At 65.3% G+C, this 16004-nt stretch carries 13 protein-coding genes; 6 read left to right on the plus strand and 7 right to left on the minus strand.

Annotated elements, in window-relative coordinates; genetic code table 11:
* Positions 1-376: 376 nt before the first annotated feature.
* Positions 377-1537, plus strand: a complete 1161-nt coding sequence (locus BC1002_RS22100) for a porin (protein ID WP_013092214.1) — start codon at positions 377-379, stop codon at positions 1535-1537.
* 46 nt (positions 1538-1583) lie between these two features.
* On the opposite strand, the gene BC1002_RS22105 is transcribed toward BC1002_RS22100, so the two are convergent.
* Positions 1584-2465 carry a LysR family transcriptional regulator gene (locus BC1002_RS22105; RefSeq protein WP_013092215.1) on the minus strand — a complete coding sequence of 294 codons (882 nt, stop codon included), beginning with the start codon at positions 2463-2465 and terminating at the stop codon, positions 1584-1586.
* 120 nt (positions 2466-2585) lie between these two features.
* Between BC1002_RS22105 and BC1002_RS22110 the strand changes: the two genes are divergently transcribed.
* The gene (locus BC1002_RS22110) at positions 2586-3338 is read left to right on the plus strand and encodes a TerC family protein (protein ID WP_013092216.1); all 753 of its coding nucleotides are present in this window, start codon (positions 2586-2588) and stop codon (positions 3336-3338) included.
* 58 nt (positions 3339-3396) lie between these two features.
* On the opposite strand, the gene BC1002_RS22115 is transcribed toward BC1002_RS22110, so the two are convergent.
* From BC1002_RS22115 to BC1002_RS22130, 4 genes are read right to left on the minus strand one after another with little or no spacing between them, the layout of a single operon-like run.
* Positions 3397-4029 carry a DUF2894 domain-containing protein gene (locus tag BC1002_RS22115; protein WP_013092217.1) on the minus strand — a complete coding sequence of 211 codons (633 nt, stop codon included), beginning with the start codon at positions 4027-4029 and terminating at the stop codon, positions 3397-3399.
* Positions 4022-4675 (minus strand): OmpA family protein, encoded by a 654-nt coding sequence (locus tag BC1002_RS22120; protein ID WP_013092218.1) that lies wholly within the window; start codon positions 4673-4675, stop codon positions 4022-4024. Before BC1002_RS22120 ends, BC1002_RS22115 begins: the two co-directional genes overlap by 8 nt.
* Positions 4672-7551 carry a DUF802 domain-containing protein gene (locus tag BC1002_RS22125; RefSeq protein ID WP_013092219.1) on the minus strand — a complete coding sequence of 960 codons (2880 nt, stop codon included), beginning with the start codon at positions 7549-7551 and terminating at the stop codon, positions 4672-4674. Before BC1002_RS22125 ends, BC1002_RS22120 begins: the two co-directional genes overlap by 4 nt.
* A gap of 10 nt (positions 7552-7561) precedes the next feature.
* Positions 7562-8428, minus strand: coding sequence for a DUF3348 domain-containing protein (locus BC1002_RS22130; protein ID WP_013092220.1), 867 nt, complete (start codon positions 8426-8428; stop codon positions 7562-7564).
* A gap of 253 nt (positions 8429-8681) precedes the next feature.
* Here BC1002_RS22130 and BC1002_RS22135 point away from each other — a divergent pair, with 253 nt between their 5' ends.
* The 4 genes from BC1002_RS22135 (at position 8682) to BC1002_RS22150 (ending at position 14097) form a co-directional block, all read left to right on the plus strand.
* Positions 8682-9914 (plus strand): NAD(P)/FAD-dependent oxidoreductase, encoded by a 1233-nt coding sequence (locus BC1002_RS22135; RefSeq protein ID WP_013092221.1) that lies wholly within the window; start codon positions 8682-8684, stop codon positions 9912-9914.
* A gap of 432 nt (positions 9915-10346) precedes the next feature.
* Positions 10347-12593 (plus strand): TonB-dependent receptor, encoded by a 2247-nt coding sequence (locus tag BC1002_RS22140; RefSeq protein ID WP_041735066.1) that lies wholly within the window; start codon positions 10347-10349, stop codon positions 12591-12593.
* Entirely contained in the window at positions 12593-13417 is an 825-nt protein-coding gene (locus BC1002_RS22145; protein ID WP_013092223.1) for a tetratricopeptide repeat protein, read from the plus strand. Before BC1002_RS22140 ends, BC1002_RS22145 begins: the two co-directional genes overlap by 1 nt.
* Complete coding sequence (locus BC1002_RS22150; protein ID WP_013092224.1) at positions 13414-14097, plus strand: Fe2+-dependent dioxygenase; 684 nt, start codon at positions 13414-13416, stop codon at positions 14095-14097. The genes BC1002_RS22145 and BC1002_RS22150 overlap by 4 nt, the downstream gene beginning before the upstream one ends.
* Positions 14098-14188: 91 nt before the next feature.
* Here the strand turns inward: BC1002_RS22150 and mctP are convergent, their stop codons facing one another.
* Both mctP and BC1002_RS22160 read right to left on the minus strand, forming a co-directional pair.
* Positions 14189-15670, minus strand: coding sequence for a monocarboxylate uptake permease MctP (mctP, locus tag BC1002_RS22155; protein ID WP_013092225.1), 1482 nt, complete (start codon positions 15668-15670; stop codon positions 14189-14191).
* Positions 15667-15864 (minus strand): DUF3311 domain-containing protein, encoded by a 198-nt coding sequence (locus BC1002_RS22160; protein ID WP_018434172.1) that lies wholly within the window; start codon positions 15862-15864, stop codon positions 15667-15669. Before BC1002_RS22160 ends, mctP begins: the two co-directional genes overlap by 4 nt.
* Between the last annotated feature and the right edge of the window lie 140 nt (positions 15865-16004).

The raw sequence follows: 16004 nt of genomic DNA on the forward strand, positions 1-16004 counted from the left end.
AGGGCGGGCCACCGCGTTTCAGCAGGTTCCGGCATCTAAAACATTTGCGCGAATTACCACAGATTCGCGCGGTATTTGCGCCGATTTCGGCGTCTCCCCTCCCGGCGCACACCGGAACAGGTAAGCTTCGCCGCCTCGTTGTTTGCGCCGTCTACCGTTTTTCGAAAAATCCCCGCTTTATTTCCCCGCTGGACAACCAGAGTGCGATTTTGGCGCCCCGCGTCAGACCCGAGCACGCCGCGTGCTTCCGGCCGGTTCACGAAATCACTTCTCAATAACGCGGTATCGCAAGCGGAATACGCACGCTACGGCATCCGGCGAATCGCGCAACCAGCCCATTAATCCAAATACACGTTAGTCAATCAAGGAACCCGCAATGAAAAAGACCCTGCTCGCCGCCGCACTGGGCGGCGCCTTCACGATATCGGCGCACGCCCAAAGCAGCGTGTCGCTGTACGGCCTGATGGACGCCGGCATCGTCTATACGAATAACCAGGTCGGCCACAGCAATTGGCAGCTCGCGAGCGGCACCACGCAGAACACGGTATTCGGCCTGAAGGGTTCGGAAGACCTCGGCGCGGGCTTGCACGCGGTTTTCAAGCTCGAGCAGGGCTTCATGATGAACAACGGCGCCCAGGCGTTCGCAGGCAGCGCGTTCGGCTCGCAGGCATGGGTCGGCCTGCAAAGCGATCCGTACGGCACGCTGACGGTCGGCCGCCAGTTCGACGCGATGAACGACGCCGTCGGCCCGCTGACGGCTGGCTATAACACGTGGGGCGGCAGCCTCGCCGGCCATCCGTTCGAAAACGACAACCTCGCCGCGAACTCGGTCGTGATCAACAACTCGGTCAAGTACACGAGCCCGCTGTACCACGGTCTCACGTTCGAAACGATGTACTCGTTCAGCAACAAGGCCGGCGGCTTCGCAAACAACCGCTCCTACGGCTTCGGCCTTTCGTACGCGCGGGGCCCGCTGAACCTGGCGGCCGGCTACCTGCAGTTCAACAACGCAGGCAACGGCGCGGGCGCCGTGACCACCGCCGACACCAGCGCGAACTTCATCGCCGAACGCCAGCGCGTGTGGTCGCTCGGCGGCAACTACACGTTCGGACCGGCGACCGTCGGCCTCGTCTGGAGCCACACGCAGATCGACAACGTCGCGGGCGTGTTCTCGTTCGGCACCGGCAGCTACCTCGGCGCGGCCGGCGACGCCACCGGCACCCTCGGCGGCTCGCTGCGCCTCGACAACTACGAGGTCAATGCGAAGTACGCGCTGAGCCCGGCCTGGAGCGTATCGGGCGCATACACGTTCACGCATGGCGCTTATAACGGCTCGTCGCCGGCATGGAACAGCGCGATGCTGCAGACCGACTATGCGCTCAGCAAGCGCACCGACTTCTACGTCGAGGGCGTGTACCAGAACGCGCACGGCGCGCCGGCCGATTCGGTGTTGTCGCACGCGATGATCAACACGCTGTCGCCGTCGTCGACGAATTCGCAGGTCGCGGTCACGGTAGGTATGCGCCACGCGTTCTGAAGCTGGCGCGGGCGCGGGCGCGGCGCGCCGCGACGGTGCGAGGCCCTCACGACTGCGCCGCCGCGATCACCTGCGACGCGAGCGCATGATGCTGGCCGCGTCGCGAGCGGATCGCGTGAATCTCCTCGATCACGCCGTCCGCGCGGCCGAGCCAGCGCAAGCCCCTCAATAACGTGAGATCGTCGGCGCCGAGCTCCGCGAGCGGAAACACGCCGAGCCCCCGCGCCGCGAACACCGCCATCAACGCGCTGTCCTCGAATTCGCCGACGACGCGCGGCCTGATTCCCTGCGCCTCGAACCAGCGCTCGAGCCGCGCGCGCAATGCGCCGTGGCGGGTCGGCAGCAGCACGGGCAGTTCCGCGAGACAGTGCGGAAAGCCGTCGCGCGCCGACTTGCGCACGATCTGCGCGGGCCCGTACCAGTCGACCGGAGAGCCCGCGACGCGCTGGCTCAGCACGCGCAAGTCCGCGCCGTGCGGCGCCGGCTGACAGGCGAGCACCAGATCGAGCCGATGCAGCGCGAGCTCCGACAACAGTTGCGCGGGCTCTCCCTCATGACACAGCAGCCTTAGCGACGGCGTGGCCAGCACCGGCTCGAGCAATGCATGCGCGGCGAGCTTCGAAATCCCATCCGACAAACCGACCGCAAGCCGCATCCAGCCCGCGCCGCTCGTCTCGCGCATCTCGTCGAGCAACGCCTCCCCCAGCTGAAATATCTGCTCCGCGCGATTGAACGCCTGCTCGCCGGCCTCGGTCATCGCGACGCCGCGCCCGGCCGGCTTCAATAGCTGGCGCCCGAGCGCTTTCTCGAGCTCGCGAACCTGCGCGCTGATCGTCTGCACGGCCATGTCGAGCCGGGCGGCCGCGCGCGCGAAGCCGCCCTCCTTCACGACGATCCAGAAGTAGTACAGGTGACGATAGTTGAGCATGCGGATTCGATACTTCGAAAAAAACGAAATGTCGTTCAGGTTATCACTGGTTCATTCGAACCATGAATAAGCCGATGATGGCGGTTCCGCCGCTCGCGGCCCACTCGCTTGCCCCACATCATGGACTCCCTGTTCGCACTCGTTGCCGATCCCGCCGCCTGGGCCGCGCTGGTCACGCTGATCGTGATGGAAATCGTGCTCGGCATCGATAACCTGATCTTCATTTCCATCCTCAGCAACCGCCTGCCGGAAGCGCAACGCGCACGCACGCAGCGCACCGGGCTGCTGCTCGCGCTGGCGATGCGGCTGATTCTGCTCAGCACCGTCGCGTGGATCGCGAAGCTGACCGCGGTCGCGTTCACGCTGTTCGATCATGGTTTTTCGTGGCGCGATCTGATCCTCGTCGCCGGCGGCCTGTTCCTCGTGTGGAAAGCGACCACCGAAATCCGTCAGCACATGATCCCCGATGAGGAAGACACCGCGAAATCAAGCTCGACCGTACAACTGACGGTGGCCGCCGCGATCGGTCAGATCATCCTGCTCGACATCGTGTTTTCGGTCGACAGCATCATCACCGCGGTCGGCATGACCGAGCACCTGCCGATCATGTTCGCCGCGGTGATCGTCTCGATCATGGTGATGCTGTTCGCGGCGCAGCCGCTCGCGCGCTTCATCGATCGCAATCCGACCATCGTGATGCTGGCGCTGAGCTTCCTGCTCGTGATCGGCATGACACTGATCGCCGACGGTTTCGGCTCGCACGTGCCGAAGGCCTATATCTACGCGGCGATGGCGTTCTCCGCGTTCGTCGAGGGAATGAACATGCTCGCGCGGCGCGCGAAAACGAAACGTCTGGCAAGCAACGCGGAGTGATGCCGTGATGAAATGCCCGGCGGCTCGGCTCGAGCAATGTCCAGCCGCCGTTGCAGCGTCAGCGCGCCTTCCTGCGAGCGCCCTTGCCGGTCGCCGCGGCGCGCGGCGCTTCCTTCTCGACCGGCGCGCCGCCGTTCATCTGCTCGAGCCACGACAGCGTATCGACGTACGACAGAAACTGCTTCAGATACTCCGGCGACAGCTCGCGCATCAACGACAGCGCGCGATGCACGAGGCTGCTCGAATTGAGCGGCCCCGCGTTGCCGGGCACCTGCGCGAGCGACTGGCGCAGCTGCTTTTCGGTGCGGACTTTCGACCAGACCTGGCGAAAGTAGTCGACCGCGGGGAGTTCGGGATAGGCGGCGGCGTGCGGAGCGTCGGCCCGCGCGTGGTGGCGGGCGAGCTGTTCGATCAGCGCCGCGAGCGTGGCGTCGCTGGCCGCGTTGGCCTCAACGGAGGTGGCTTGCAACGCGCTCCCGCCCGCAGCCGCACGCTCGACCTCGGCCGTATATTCGGCCAGTAATGCCGCCAACCGTCGCTCGATCACTCGTCGCGTCTCGCCACTGTGCTGCGCCGCGCGCCGCGCAAGCGCGTCGAGCAGATGAAAGCGCAGCGGATCGAGCCGATCCGCACCGCTCGCGCGCCATGCATCGAGCGTCGCGCGAGCCGCGTCGATTGCATCGTCAAGCACCGGACTTCTCCGCCGTCGCCGCGCTCGACGGCCGCGGCACCGGCGCGATTTCGACGCGGCGGTTTTTCGCGCGGCCGGATTCGTCGGCATTCGAACTGACCGGCTGCTCGGAGCCGAACGCCGCCGCGAACACCGACGACGCCGGCAGGCCCTCGTCGATCAGCGCGCGCGTGACCGTCAACGCGCGCTGCGCCGACAGCTCCCAGTTATCGGCGAAGCGTCGATTGCCTTCGCGCAGGCGTTGATCGTCGGTGAAGCCGCTGACCATCAGGATCTGATCGCTCGCGCGCAGATACGCGGACAGCGGACCGGCGAGGCTCTTCAGCAGCGCGCGGCCCTCGGGCTGCAGCTGCGCGGAGTTCAGCGCGAACAGCACGTTGCCGCTAATGCCGATGCGGCCATTGACGAGCGTCACCCGCCCCGCCGCGAGCGGTCCCGCGAGCGCCTGCTCGAGCGTCTTGCGGCGCTGCGTTTCGGCCTGACGCTGCTTGACCTCGTGCTCGAGCTTGTTCGACAGCACGAGCTGGATGCCGATCACGCTCACCAGAATCAGCACAAACGCGCCGACCAGCACCGACATCAGATCGCCGAACGCAGCCCAGACCGGCGCGGCCGTTTCCACGCCGCCGTCGATGTCCTCGCTCATACGGCGTCGGCTCCGGCGGTCGCGCGCTGCGCGGCCAGCAACTGCAGGTCTTCGACGATCTGCTTCTGCGACATCACGCTGAGGTCGACCACGTCACGCGCCTGCGCGACGTAGTAGGCGAGCTGTTCGTCGCTGCGCGCAAGCGATTTGTCGAGCGCCGCTTCGATGCGTTCGAGATGCGCGACGAGCTTGTCGTTCGCTTCGCCGAACATGCCGACGGCCGCGCCGAATGCTTCGCCGAGGCTCGCGACCTCGACCGCGCTGCCGGTGACCTGCGCGGCGACAGTGCCGAGCTTGCCGGTCTCGTGCGCGAGGTGCTCGGTGAAGCGATTGCCGACGCGTTCGAGCAGATCCGCCGACGTCGACACCAAGGCATCGACGGCGGTGCGCTGTTCGGTCGACGCGTGGTTGACCGCATCCAGCAGCGTTTCCAGCGTGGCGAGCAGACGACTGCGCTCTTCCAGCATCGCGGTATCGCGGACCATGCTGTCGGAGAGCTTCTGGCGCAGCTCCGCGACGACTTCGGCGGCGGCCTTCGGTGCTTCCGACGCCGCCTGCACGAGACGCTCGATTTCGGCGATCGTCGCGTTGGCATGCATTTGCGTCTGCGCGGAGATATCGTGAGCGGTTTGCGCGAGTGCGTCGCAAATCTGCTGCTGACGGGTCGCCGTTTGCGAACCCGTTTGCTGCCATTGTTCGCTGAGCTTTGCGGTCATCGCACCGAGCGCTTCGGTCCATGCGGCGAAGCGCTGTTCGTCGCGCGCGGCGAGTTCGGCTTGCAGGTTTGCTGCGGCCTTCGGTGCTTCGGCCGCTGCCTGGACCAGTCGATCGATTTCGGCGATCGTCGCGCTGGCATGCGATTGCGTCTGCGCGGAGATATCGCGCGCGGTTTGCGCAAGCGCATCGCAGATTTGCTGCTGATGGCTTGCAGCTTGCGAACCCGTCTGCTGCCATTGTTCGTTGAGCTTCTCTGTCAGTGCACCGAGCGCTTCGGTCCATGCGGCGAAGCGCTGTTCGTCGCGCGCCGCGAGTTCGGCTTGCAGGTTTGCCGCCGCCTTCGGTGCTTCGGCCGCGGCCTGCACCAGCCTATCGATTTCGGCGATCGTCGCGCTGGCATGCGTTTGCGTCTGCGCGGAGATATCGCGCGCGGTTTGCGCAAGCGCATCGCAGATTTGCTGCTGATGGCTTGCAGCTTGCGAACCCGTCTGCTGCCATTGTTCGTTGAGCTTCGCCGTCATCGCGCCGAGTGCTTCGGTCCACGCGACGAAGCGCTGTTCGTCGCGCGCGGCGAGTTCGGCTTGCAGGTTTGCAGCGGCCTTCGGTGCTTCGGCTGCTGCTTGCACAAGTCGATCGATTTCCGCGATCGTCGCGCTCGCATGCGTTTGCGTCTGGGCGGAGATTTCGCGCGCCGTCTGTGCGAGCGCGTCGCAGATCTGCTGCTGATGGCTGGCGGCTTGCGCACCCGTCTGCCGCCATTGTTCGCCGAGCTTGGCACCCATCGCGTCGAGCGCCTGCGCCCATGCGCCCAAACGCTGCTCGTCGCGCGCGGTCAGTTCCGTTTGCAGGTTCGCATGCGAGCTACCGACAGCACTCAGCAACGCCGCGGCATGTTGTTCGAACGTCGCGGCGGCGCGCGCCAATGCCTGTTCGTTGTTGGCGGCGAGTTTGTCGCCCGCGCTTTGCTGCTTTGCCAACGCGTCGCCCCAGGCCTGCGACATGCCGCTCGCCGTCGCTTCGAGCCGCGCGGACACACCGTCGAGCAACGCGGCCGAGCGCTGTTCGAACGCTTCGACAACGCGTTCGACCGAAGCGCGCTGTTGCGCGGCCAACTCGTCGCTCGCCTGCCGATGTCCGGCGAGCGCGCTGTTGCAAATCTCGGCGACGTTCGCGCTGGTCGCCGCGAAGCCGCTCGACATGCCGTCGAGCTGGCGCTGCACGGCCTGAGTCACCGCGTCGTGCAACGCGGCGGTCTCGCGCGAGAGGCCGGCCATCGTTGCTTCGACGACCGGCTGCAGGGCCCTGCCCGCAGCCTGCGCGCTGCCGGCCATGCTGTCTTTCAGCGACTGTTCGATCACCCCGGCCAAACGCAGATAAGCCGCTTCGGTGCGGCCGTAAAAGGCGTCGAGGCTCGCGATCTGCCGCTCGTTCGACGCGGCGCTTTGCCGTTCGAGCTCGCTCATCATCGTCTGCAGCCGTTCGACCAGCAGCGGCGTCGCTTCGGCCTGGCGCTGCAGCAGCCGGAAGCTTTCGTCGCGCTGATGGCTCTGCGAGTACACGCGCAAAGTCGTCGCGATCTTCACGTCGAGCTGTTGCGCCGCTTCGAGCCGCTCGCGGCGACACAGCGCGGACAGCAGCCCGAGCATCGCCGAGGTCGCGACGCCCGCGATCGACGTGCCGAACGCGAAGCTCAGCCCCTTGACCGGCGCGGCCAGCGATGCGCGGATCGCCTGCAGGTCGCTCGCGCTCTCCAGCGCGAGGCCGGTGCCGCGCAGCGTCATCACCATGCCGAGCAGCGTGCCGAGCATGCCGAGCAGCACCAGCAGGCCGACCAGATACGGCGTCAGCGCGGGACCAGGCAACGCGACGCGCTCGCCTTCGACGCGCAGCCGCACGCTATTGCGCAGACTCGGATGGACGGGTTCGAGAAACGCGGCAAGGCTCGGTGGTGGTCCGGACAGCGCGGCGAGCGCCCCCGTCAGCGTAGTAGTCGCCTGGCTATAGCGGCGCAATTCGAGCGCGCCCAGCACATAGCAGACGCCGATCAGCAGCGTGACGGCGAACGCGAGGGGATTGGAGACGGCGTAGCCGACGGCGATCCAGCACGCCGCGGCGAGCCCCGCGAGAAATACAATGAGATCGATACGATATCTGGACATGGGGTCCCAGTTAGCAGGCGCGAAGAGCCGCGAGCAGCCCTTCGACCGGTTGAAAACGAACGTCTAGCTCGGCCAGCAAAACGCTTTGCATGTCCTTGCGGAAGGCGTCGAGCCACGCATCGGACGCGAGCGGCGCGGCAGCGTTGCTGGCGTCGGTCGACTTGGCGAGTCGCGTGGCTGCGGTGCTTGCGTTGACGTGAGCCAAGGCTGACTCGGGCTGCGCGGCTCGAGCGCCGGCATCGGCCTCGACTTCGGGCGCTGCTTCCGCCTCCGCCACCCTCCGCGCCTCACCCTCTTTCAGGCGCTCGAAGTGCCCGCCGAGCAGACCCGGCACCGCGCCGAGCAAAGTCCGCTCGCGCTCGCCGAGCGCACGCTCCATCACCGCATCGACGACCGCGAGCCGCGCAAGCGCCGGCGCTTGCGTCGCCAGCAGCGCGCGCAGTCGGCCGCGCAATGTGCCGATCGCCGTTTCCATCGACTGCTGAAGTGCGAGATAGCGCTGCCGGAACACTGCGTAGTCGGCCTGCGTGTCGACGGCCACGCGCGGCGCCGGCATCCGGCCGGACAAAGACGACGAGCCACGCCGCCGCGAGCCTGCGAGCACGCTATCGCTGGCGATTGCGTTCACCAGCGAGCGGCGCACGCGCGTGCACTCTTCCTCTTCCGCGCGGCCGAACGCGCGCGCGCCACCAGCGACGGCCGGCGGCTTGCCGTCGAGCGCCGATGACAACGCGATAGCGTCGGTCCAGCCGAGCCACTGGCTCAGCCGATCCGCCAGCGATTGGCGCGATTCGGCGACGTCGGCCTCGCCGAGACGGGCCAGTAAGCGAACGAGCGCGGGCCCGCTGAGGGCGCTGCGCTGAGGGGCTTGCAACATACCACCGGACGCAAAAAAGTCAGCAGTTTACACGCTGACGCCAACGAGTCCGAAGTCGCACGCTCGATCGTGCGTCGAAAGACACGGTTTTGCCCGATCGAACCTGGCATTCGCGCGTTTTCCCGAGCGCGGTTTTTTGCCAATAGCGAAGCGAGCCTATCCCTGTATAAGATGAAAGCCGGTGCCTCGCCTCGCACTGGAACACTGCGGAGCGTCGACAACACACAGAACACACGCAAGGCGGACAGGGAGCATGAAATTCGATACCGTGGTGCTCGGCGCCGGCATTGTCGGGGTATGCGTCGCCGTGCATCTGCAGAAGCGCGGGCGCGCGGTTGCGCTGATCGACCGTAAGCAGCCGGGCTACGAAACGTCGTTCGGCAACGCCGGGCTGATCCAGCGCGAAGGCGTCTATCCGTACGCGTTTCCGCGCGGGCTCGGCTCGCTGCTGCGCTACGCGCGCAATCAGTCGCCCGACGTGCGCTATCACGCCGACGCGATGCTCCAGGTTGCACCGTTTCTATGGCGCTACTGGCGCAACTCACATCCAGCGACGCATGCGGAAATCGCGAAGTCGTACGCGACATTGATCGAGCATTGCGTCAGCGAACATCGCGCGCTCGCCGCGGACGCCGGTGCGAGCGCGCTGCTGCGGCCCATCGGCTGGATCAAGGTGTTTCGCAACACCACCGCGCGCGATGCCGAAATCCTTCTTGCCGAACGGTGGCATCGCGAATACGGCGTCGAGTTCGAAACGCTCGACGCCCCGCGCCTGCAACAGCTCGAACCCGATCTCGACAAGCGCCTGCAAGGCGGGCTGCGCTATCCGCAATCCGATTCGGTCAGCGATCCGAACGCGCTCGTCACCGCGTACGCGCGGTACTTCGAAGCGCTCGGCGGCCGGTTCTTCATCGGCGATGCCGATACGCTGCGCGAAGGCTGGCAGGTCGATACGCGGGACGGGCCAATCTCGGCGGCCTCGGCGGTGATCGCGCTCGGGCCGTGGTCGGATCGCGCGAGCACGCGGCTTGGGTACCGGCTGCCGCTTGCGGTCAAGCGTGGCTATCACATGCACTACGCAGCGCGTCGGACCGCGCGCCTCAACCATCCGATTCTCGACGTCGACCATGGTTATGTGCTCGCGCCGATGGCGCGCGGCATCCGGTTGACCACTGGCGTCGAAATCGCGCGTCCCGAGGCGGCCAAGACGCCGGTGCAACTCGATGCGGCCGAGCCCATCGCGCGCACGCTGTTTCCGCTCGGCGAACGTCTGGACCCGGAACCGTGGATGGGACGGCGCCCGTGCACGCCGGACATGATGCCGATCATCGGGCCCGCGACGAAACACCAAGGACTGTGGTTCGCGTTCGGCCATGCGCATCATGGCCTGACGCTCGGACCGGTGACGGGGCGGCTGATGGCCGAGATGATGACCGGCGAGCCGACGCTGGTCGATCCGCGGCCGTTTCGGGTCGAGCGGTTTTAGCCGGACGGTCTGAGGGCGGCTCTAGCGAGCGCAAGATTTCGTTATTTCCATGAAAGAAACGCCAGGCAAGAGGGCCTCGAATGGGCCTCTTGTGCCACCGGTTTTTGCCCTCTTCCGCGCCCGCGGCGAGGACATCGGCTCTCACAACCTCTCCTCGCGCACCCTGCAGCGCCCACCCTTCAACCGATGAACTATCCGCCATATAGGCGATAAGTTCCGGCTATCATCGCGTAATTCACGCGAATCTCACTCCAAACCCTCTTCACCGCGCACTCTTCAAAGCTGCTCCCGGCAAAATTTCTATTGAGAACGCTTCTCAATTACGCGGCGTTTGAATACAATCCGTCCCGAAATCACTTTGTAATAAACATGGAATGTCCGGGTAAGGAAGCTGTCGCCCGCCCCGGCTTCCCGAACTCGACGGGGATAAACATGAAGTTGTGGTCCGACGATCCGAAGCTCGGCAAAATCAGCACGACACTATGCGGCGTACTGGCCGTCGGCCCCGCCCTCGCGCAGGGCACCACGGCCGCCGCGCCGCCCGGGCGCGAGGGGCAGCTCGCGCCGATTTCCGTGCAAGGCCAGTCGGACGATGGCTTCAAGACCGATCACTCCGCGTCGGTCAAATTCACCGCGCCGCTCGTGGATACGCCGAAGTCGGTCACCGTGATTCCCGAGGAACTGATTCGCAGCACCGGCGCATCGACGCTGACCGAAGCGCTGCGCACCGTGCCCGGCATCACGTTCGGCGCCGGCGAAGGCGGCAACCCGCTTGGCGACCGGCCGTTCATTCGCGGCTACGACGCGCAGGGCAGCACGTTCGTCGACGGCATGCGCGATATCGGCGCGACCACGCGCGAAGTGTTCAACATCGAAAGCATCGAAGTGACGAAGGGTTCGGACGGTGCGTTCGGCGGCCGCGGCGGCGCGGGCGGCAGCATCGATCTGATCACGAAGACGCCGCATCTGGGTACGACCGCCGACGGCAGCGTCGGCCTCGGCACCGACCGCTATCGCCGCTTCACCGCCGACGGCAACTGGCAGATGGCCGACCACGCGGCGTTCCGCCTGAACGTGATGAGCCACAACAACGACGTGGCCGGCCGCGACGCGGTCAACAACGAGCGCTGGGGCATCGCGCCCTCGTTCACGTACGGTCTCGGCACGCCGACCCGCGTGACCGCGAGCTACTACCACCTGACCACCGACGACCTGCCCGACAGCGGCATTCCGTACTTCTACACGACGACCAACAAGCCGGCGAACGTCAGCACGATCTTCCCGGCGCCGGTGGACCGCCACAACTTTTACGGCCTGATCGACCGCGATTTCCGCAAGACGAGTTCGGATATCGGCACCGTGCGTATCGAACACGACATCAACGGCGACCTGACGATCCGCAACACGACGCGATACACGAAGTCGACCCAGGACTACATCTGGACCCAGCCCGACGACAGCCAGGGCAACGTCGTCAACGGCAAGGTGTGGCGCCGCGCGAATACGCGCGCGAGCAACGTGTACGGCCTCGCGAACCAGACCGAACTGTTCGGTGAGTTCAAGACTGGCTTCCTGAAGCACAGCTTCACGACCGGCATCGAGTTGTCGCGCGAAACCAGCGTCAACGATTCGTACACGGTGGCGGCCGCGACCGGCGCGATCTGCGCAACCAAGGGCATTGGCGCAGCGTCGGGGTATAACTGCACGAGTCTCTGGACGCCGAATCCGAACGATCCATGGGCGGGATCGATCAAGCAAACCAACGACCCGAGCCAGCAGCGCACCACCACTAAATCGATCTACGCGTTCGATACGATCGAGTTGACGAAGCGCTGGCAGGCCAACGTCGGCCTGCGAGTCGACGATTACTCGACCGATCTGCGCACAACCGTCGCCAACGGCGCAACGCGTGTGTCGCGCGACGACACGCTGTTCAACTACCAGTTCGGCCTCGTGTTCAAGCCGGCATCGAACGGCAGCATCTATGCGTCGATCTCGACATCGTCGACGCCGGCTGGCGCACTGCTCGGCCAAGGCAGCGAAACGCAGTCGCTGATTCCGTCCCGCGGCGTCGGTCCGAACGCGGCGCTGTTGTCGCCGGAAAAGAACCGAAGCGTCGAAGTGGGCAGCAAGTGGAACGTCCTCGACAACAAGCTGTCGCTGACCGGCGCGCTGTTCCAGATCGACACGACCAATGCGCGCGTCACGCTGCCGGACAACACCTACGCGATGGTCGGCAACAAGCGCGTGCAGGGGTTCGAGTTCGGCGTGGCGGGTCAGTTGACCAACAAGTGGCAGGTGTTCGGCGGCTACACCTATTTGAAGAGCGAGTTGCGCAACAACGGCAAGACCACTTCGGATAACGGCCATCAGTTCCCGAACACGCCGAAGAACAGCATCAGCCTGTGGACCAACTACGACGTGCTGCCGAAGTTCACGATCGGCGGCGGCGCGTTCTATATGTCGCAGGTGTATGGCGATACCGCGAATCTGCGGGCGGTGCCGTCGTACTGGCGCTTCGACGGCATGGCGACGTATCGCGTGAACAAGCACGTCGATCTGCAGCTGAACGTGCAGAACATTTTCAACCGCACCTATTACGACCAGGCGTACGCGTCGCACTACGCGTCGATCGCGCCGGGACGCTCCGCGTTCCTGACGCTCAACGCGCACTACTGATGCCGCGCGCGCTGAACGAGGTATCGGTGCGGGCGCTCGCGAGCGTGTCGCGCGATGAATTCGCCGCGATCCTCGCGGGGCCACCCGAGCGTGCCGCCGCGTGGGTCGCGGCGGCCGCGCGCAACGGCATCGTCGAGGCGCAGGCCGTGTACGGTCAGTACCTGCTCGACGGTCACGGCGTCGAGCGCGACGTCGACGAAGCGTTCGTCTGGTTCCGGCACGCGGCGCAGCGCGATCATCCGATGGCGATGAACATGCTCGGCCGCTGCTACGAGCATGGCTGGGGCACGGCCGCGTGCGCGCCGGTCGCCGTGTACTGGTATCGGCTCGCGGCGCAGGCCGGGCTCGACTGGGGCATGTACAACTATGCGTCGGCGTTGGCGCTCGGTCATGGCATCGAATGCGATCGCGCGCAGGCATTGCAGTGGTTCTTGCGTGCGGCCGAACTCGGGCACGCGAAGTCGCTGAACTTCGTCGGCAGCTTTTACGAGGATGGCTGGAGCGTCGATGCCGATGCGGAGATCGCGCTGGACTACTATCGACGCGCCGCGCAAGGCGGCGATTTTCGCGGGCAGTTCAACTACGCACGGTTGCTTGCGGAGCGTGGCGAAATCGCCGAAGCACTGCAATGGTTGCAATGTGTGCCGCGCACCGCGACTGGCGCGTTCGTCGCAAGGATGCGCGCATGGCTGGACGCTTCGCCCGTTAGCGCGTTTCGCGCGCTCGAACGCAGCCTTGACGCAAGCGCCAATGCGAATGCGAGCCTCAACATGAACACACAAATCAGCGCCACGCCAAACCTGACTCAGGGGTCGCGCACATGATGCTGCATTTGCCAGCCGTACTCAGCAAACAGCAGGTCGCGCAATGCCGCGAAATGCTCGACGCGGCGCAATGGATCGACGGCAATGCGACTTCCGGCCAGCAATCGGCGCAAGCCAAGCGCAACCAGCAGCTGCCCGAAGGCTCGCCCGCCGCGCGCGCGATCGGCGATGCGATCCAGGACGCGCTCGGCCGCAACGCGCGCTTCTTTTCCGCCGCGCTGCCGCTGAAAGTCTTCCCGCCGCTCTTCAATCGTTATACCGGCGGCGACGGTTTCGGCACACACGTCGACAATGCGATCCGCCAGCTACGCGGCACGGACTTCCGCATCCGCAGCGACCTGTCGGCGACGCTGTTCCTCGCCGAACCCGACACCTACGACGGCGGCGAGCTTTGCATCGAGGACACCTACGGCGTGCATCGTGCGAAACTGCCGGCCGGCGACATGGTGCTCTACCCCGCTTCGAGTCTGCATCACGTGAGCCCGGTCACGCGCGGCGTGCGCGTCGCGTCGTTCTTCTGGATTCAGAGCATGGTGCGCGACGACGGCCAGCGCGCGACACTGTTCCAGCTCGACAACGACGTGCAGACGCTCGCGGCCGAACGAGGCTCGAACGACGCGACCGTCGTGAGCCTCACCGGCATCTATCACAATCTGCTGCGTCGCTGGGCCGACGCCTGATCGGCGCCAAGCCAGCAGCCGTCGATGCAATAAAAAAACGCCGCGGGCCAACAGCCCCGCGGCGTTTTTCATCGAGCCGGACAAACGTCGATCAGGCCGTCGCGGCAACCCGACGCGGCGACACTGCCGACACGACGAAGCTCACGACGATGTTCGCGGCCAGCGCGATCAGGCCGATATACAGCGGATAGTTCTCGTGGCCGAAATGCAGGCCATACACCGGCTTGAGCCCTTGCGAAATCGCGAGCCCGGTGCCGAGCACGATACCGACGAGCCAGCCGAGGAACAGACCCGGCGTGTTCAGACGGCGCGTGTACAGCGTGAACACGATGGCCGGGAAAATCTGCAGAATCCACACACCGCCGAGCAGTTGCAGGTCGATCGCGTACTGCGTCGGCAGGAACACGATGAACAGCAGCGCGCCGAACTTGACGACCAGCGAGACGATCTTCGCATTGGCCGCTTCCGCTTGAGGCGAGAGGTTCGGCGACACCAGCGGACGCCACAGATTACGCGTGAACAGATTCGCCGCGCCGATCGACATGATCGCGGCCGGCACCAGCGCGCTGATCGCAATCGCGGCGGCCGCGAAGCCGACGAACCACGACGGGAACAGCGTACCGAACAGCGTCGGCACCACGTCGCTTGCCGACTTCACGTTCACGCCCGCGGCGATCGCCATATAGCCGAGCAGCGCGATCAGGCCGAGCAGCACCGTGTAGGCGGGCAGGAAGATCGCGTTCTTGCGAACCGTCTTTGCCGACGACGACGACAGCACCGCCGTCATCGTATGCGGATACATGAACGCAGCAAGCGCCGAGCCGAGCGCGAGCGATGCGAACGCGGTGTACTGGTTCGGCTTCAGCAGAATGCCGGTCGCGCCGCCCTTCGCCTGGAAGTGCGCATCGGCCAGTTCGAACACGTGCCCATAGCCGCCGAGCTTCACCGGAATCAGCCATACCGCCGCGATCACGACGATATAGATCATGATGTCCTTGACGAATGCGATCATCGCCGGCGCGCGCAGGCCGCTCGCATACGTATAGAGCGCGAGGATCACGAACGCGACGATCAACGGCAATTCACCGCTGACGCCGAGTCCCTTGATCACGACCTGCATGCCGACCAGCTGCAGCGCGATATACGGCATCGTCGCAACGATGCCCGTCAGCGCGATCGCTGCCGGGAACCACTTGCCGCCGTATTCGCCGTGCACGTAGTCGGCCGCGGTGATGTGGTTCTTCGCATGCGCAACCCTCCACAGCTTCGGCATCACCGCGAACACGAACGGATAAACGATGATCGTGTACGGCAGCGCGAAGAAGCCATACGCGCCCACCGAAAAAACGAGCGCGGGCACTGCGATCACCGTATAAGCGGTGTAGAAATCGCCGCCGACCAGGAACCACGAAATGACCGTGCCGAACTGCCGGCCGCCGAGGCCCCACTCGTGCAACTGCGTCAGATCGCCGCGCTTCCAGCGCGCCGCGAAAAAGCCGATTACCGTGACGAGCACGAAGAACGCGATGAAGACCGTCATCGCAACGGGGTTCACAGGATTGATATCACTCATTTGAGACCTCGATACACGATGTAAATCAGCAGCGAGGTCAACGGCACCCACAGAAACTGATACCAGTAGAAGAACGGAAAGCCCGCGAGCGACGGATGCGTGTCGTTATAGAACGGCAGCCACAGCAGCGCGATATAAGGGATCAGCAAAATGAGCCAGAGCCATGAACGGCCGGCCGGCGGGGAGGTCTCCACGAACGTCTCCTTGAGTATTATCGACAGCACGCGCGACGGCGCGTGCGGGGAAATCGGGAACGCCGCACACTCCCCCGCCAGGCATGGCGCAGCGCGGGATGCGACGGGCATGTAGTATTCGCCTTCGCGCATTTCCTTAC

Source organism: Paraburkholderia atlantica (assembly GCF_000092885.1).
GTDB lineage: Bacteria > Pseudomonadota > Gammaproteobacteria > Burkholderiales > Burkholderiaceae > Paraburkholderia > Paraburkholderia atlantica.

What these genes read in the sequence shown, in the direction of transcription:
- BC1002_RS22100 (WP_013092214.1), top strand. Translation starts at nt 377, where the DNA reads ATGAAAAAGACCCTGCTCGCCGCCGCACTGGGCGGCGCCTTCACGATA.
- BC1002_RS22105 (WP_013092215.1), bottom strand. Translation starts at nt 2,465, where the DNA reads ATGCTCAACTATCGTCACCTGTACTACTTCTGGATCGTCGTGAAGGAG.
- BC1002_RS22110 (WP_013092216.1), top strand. Translation starts at nt 2,586, where the DNA reads ATGGACTCCCTGTTCGCACTCGTTGCCGATCCCGCCGCCTGGGCCGCG.
- BC1002_RS22120 (WP_013092218.1), bottom strand. Translation starts at nt 4,675, where the DNA reads ATGAGCGAGGACATCGACGGCGGCGTGGAAACGGCCGCGCCGGTCTGG.
- BC1002_RS22125 (WP_013092219.1), bottom strand. Translation starts at nt 7,551, where the DNA reads ATGTCCAGATATCGTATCGATCTCATTGTATTTCTCGCGGGGCTCGCC.
- BC1002_RS22130 (WP_013092220.1), bottom strand. Translation starts at nt 8,428, where the DNA reads ATGTTGCAAGCCCCTCAGCGCAGCGCCCTCAGCGGGCCCGCGCTCGTT.
- BC1002_RS22135 (WP_013092221.1), top strand. Translation starts at nt 8,682, where the DNA reads ATGAAATTCGATACCGTGGTGCTCGGCGCCGGCATTGTCGGGGTATGC.
- BC1002_RS22140 (WP_041735066.1), top strand. Translation starts at nt 10,347, where the DNA reads ATGAAGTTGTGGTCCGACGATCCGAAGCTCGGCAAAATCAGCACGACA.
- BC1002_RS22145 (WP_013092223.1), top strand. Translation starts at nt 12,593, where the DNA reads ATGCCGCGCGCGCTGAACGAGGTATCGGTGCGGGCGCTCGCGAGCGTG.
- BC1002_RS22150 (WP_013092224.1), top strand. Translation starts at nt 13,414, where the DNA reads ATGATGCTGCATTTGCCAGCCGTACTCAGCAAACAGCAGGTCGCGCAA.
- mctP (WP_013092225.1), bottom strand. Translation starts at nt 15,670, where the DNA reads ATGAGTGATATCAATCCTGTGAACCCCGTTGCGATGACGGTCTTCATC.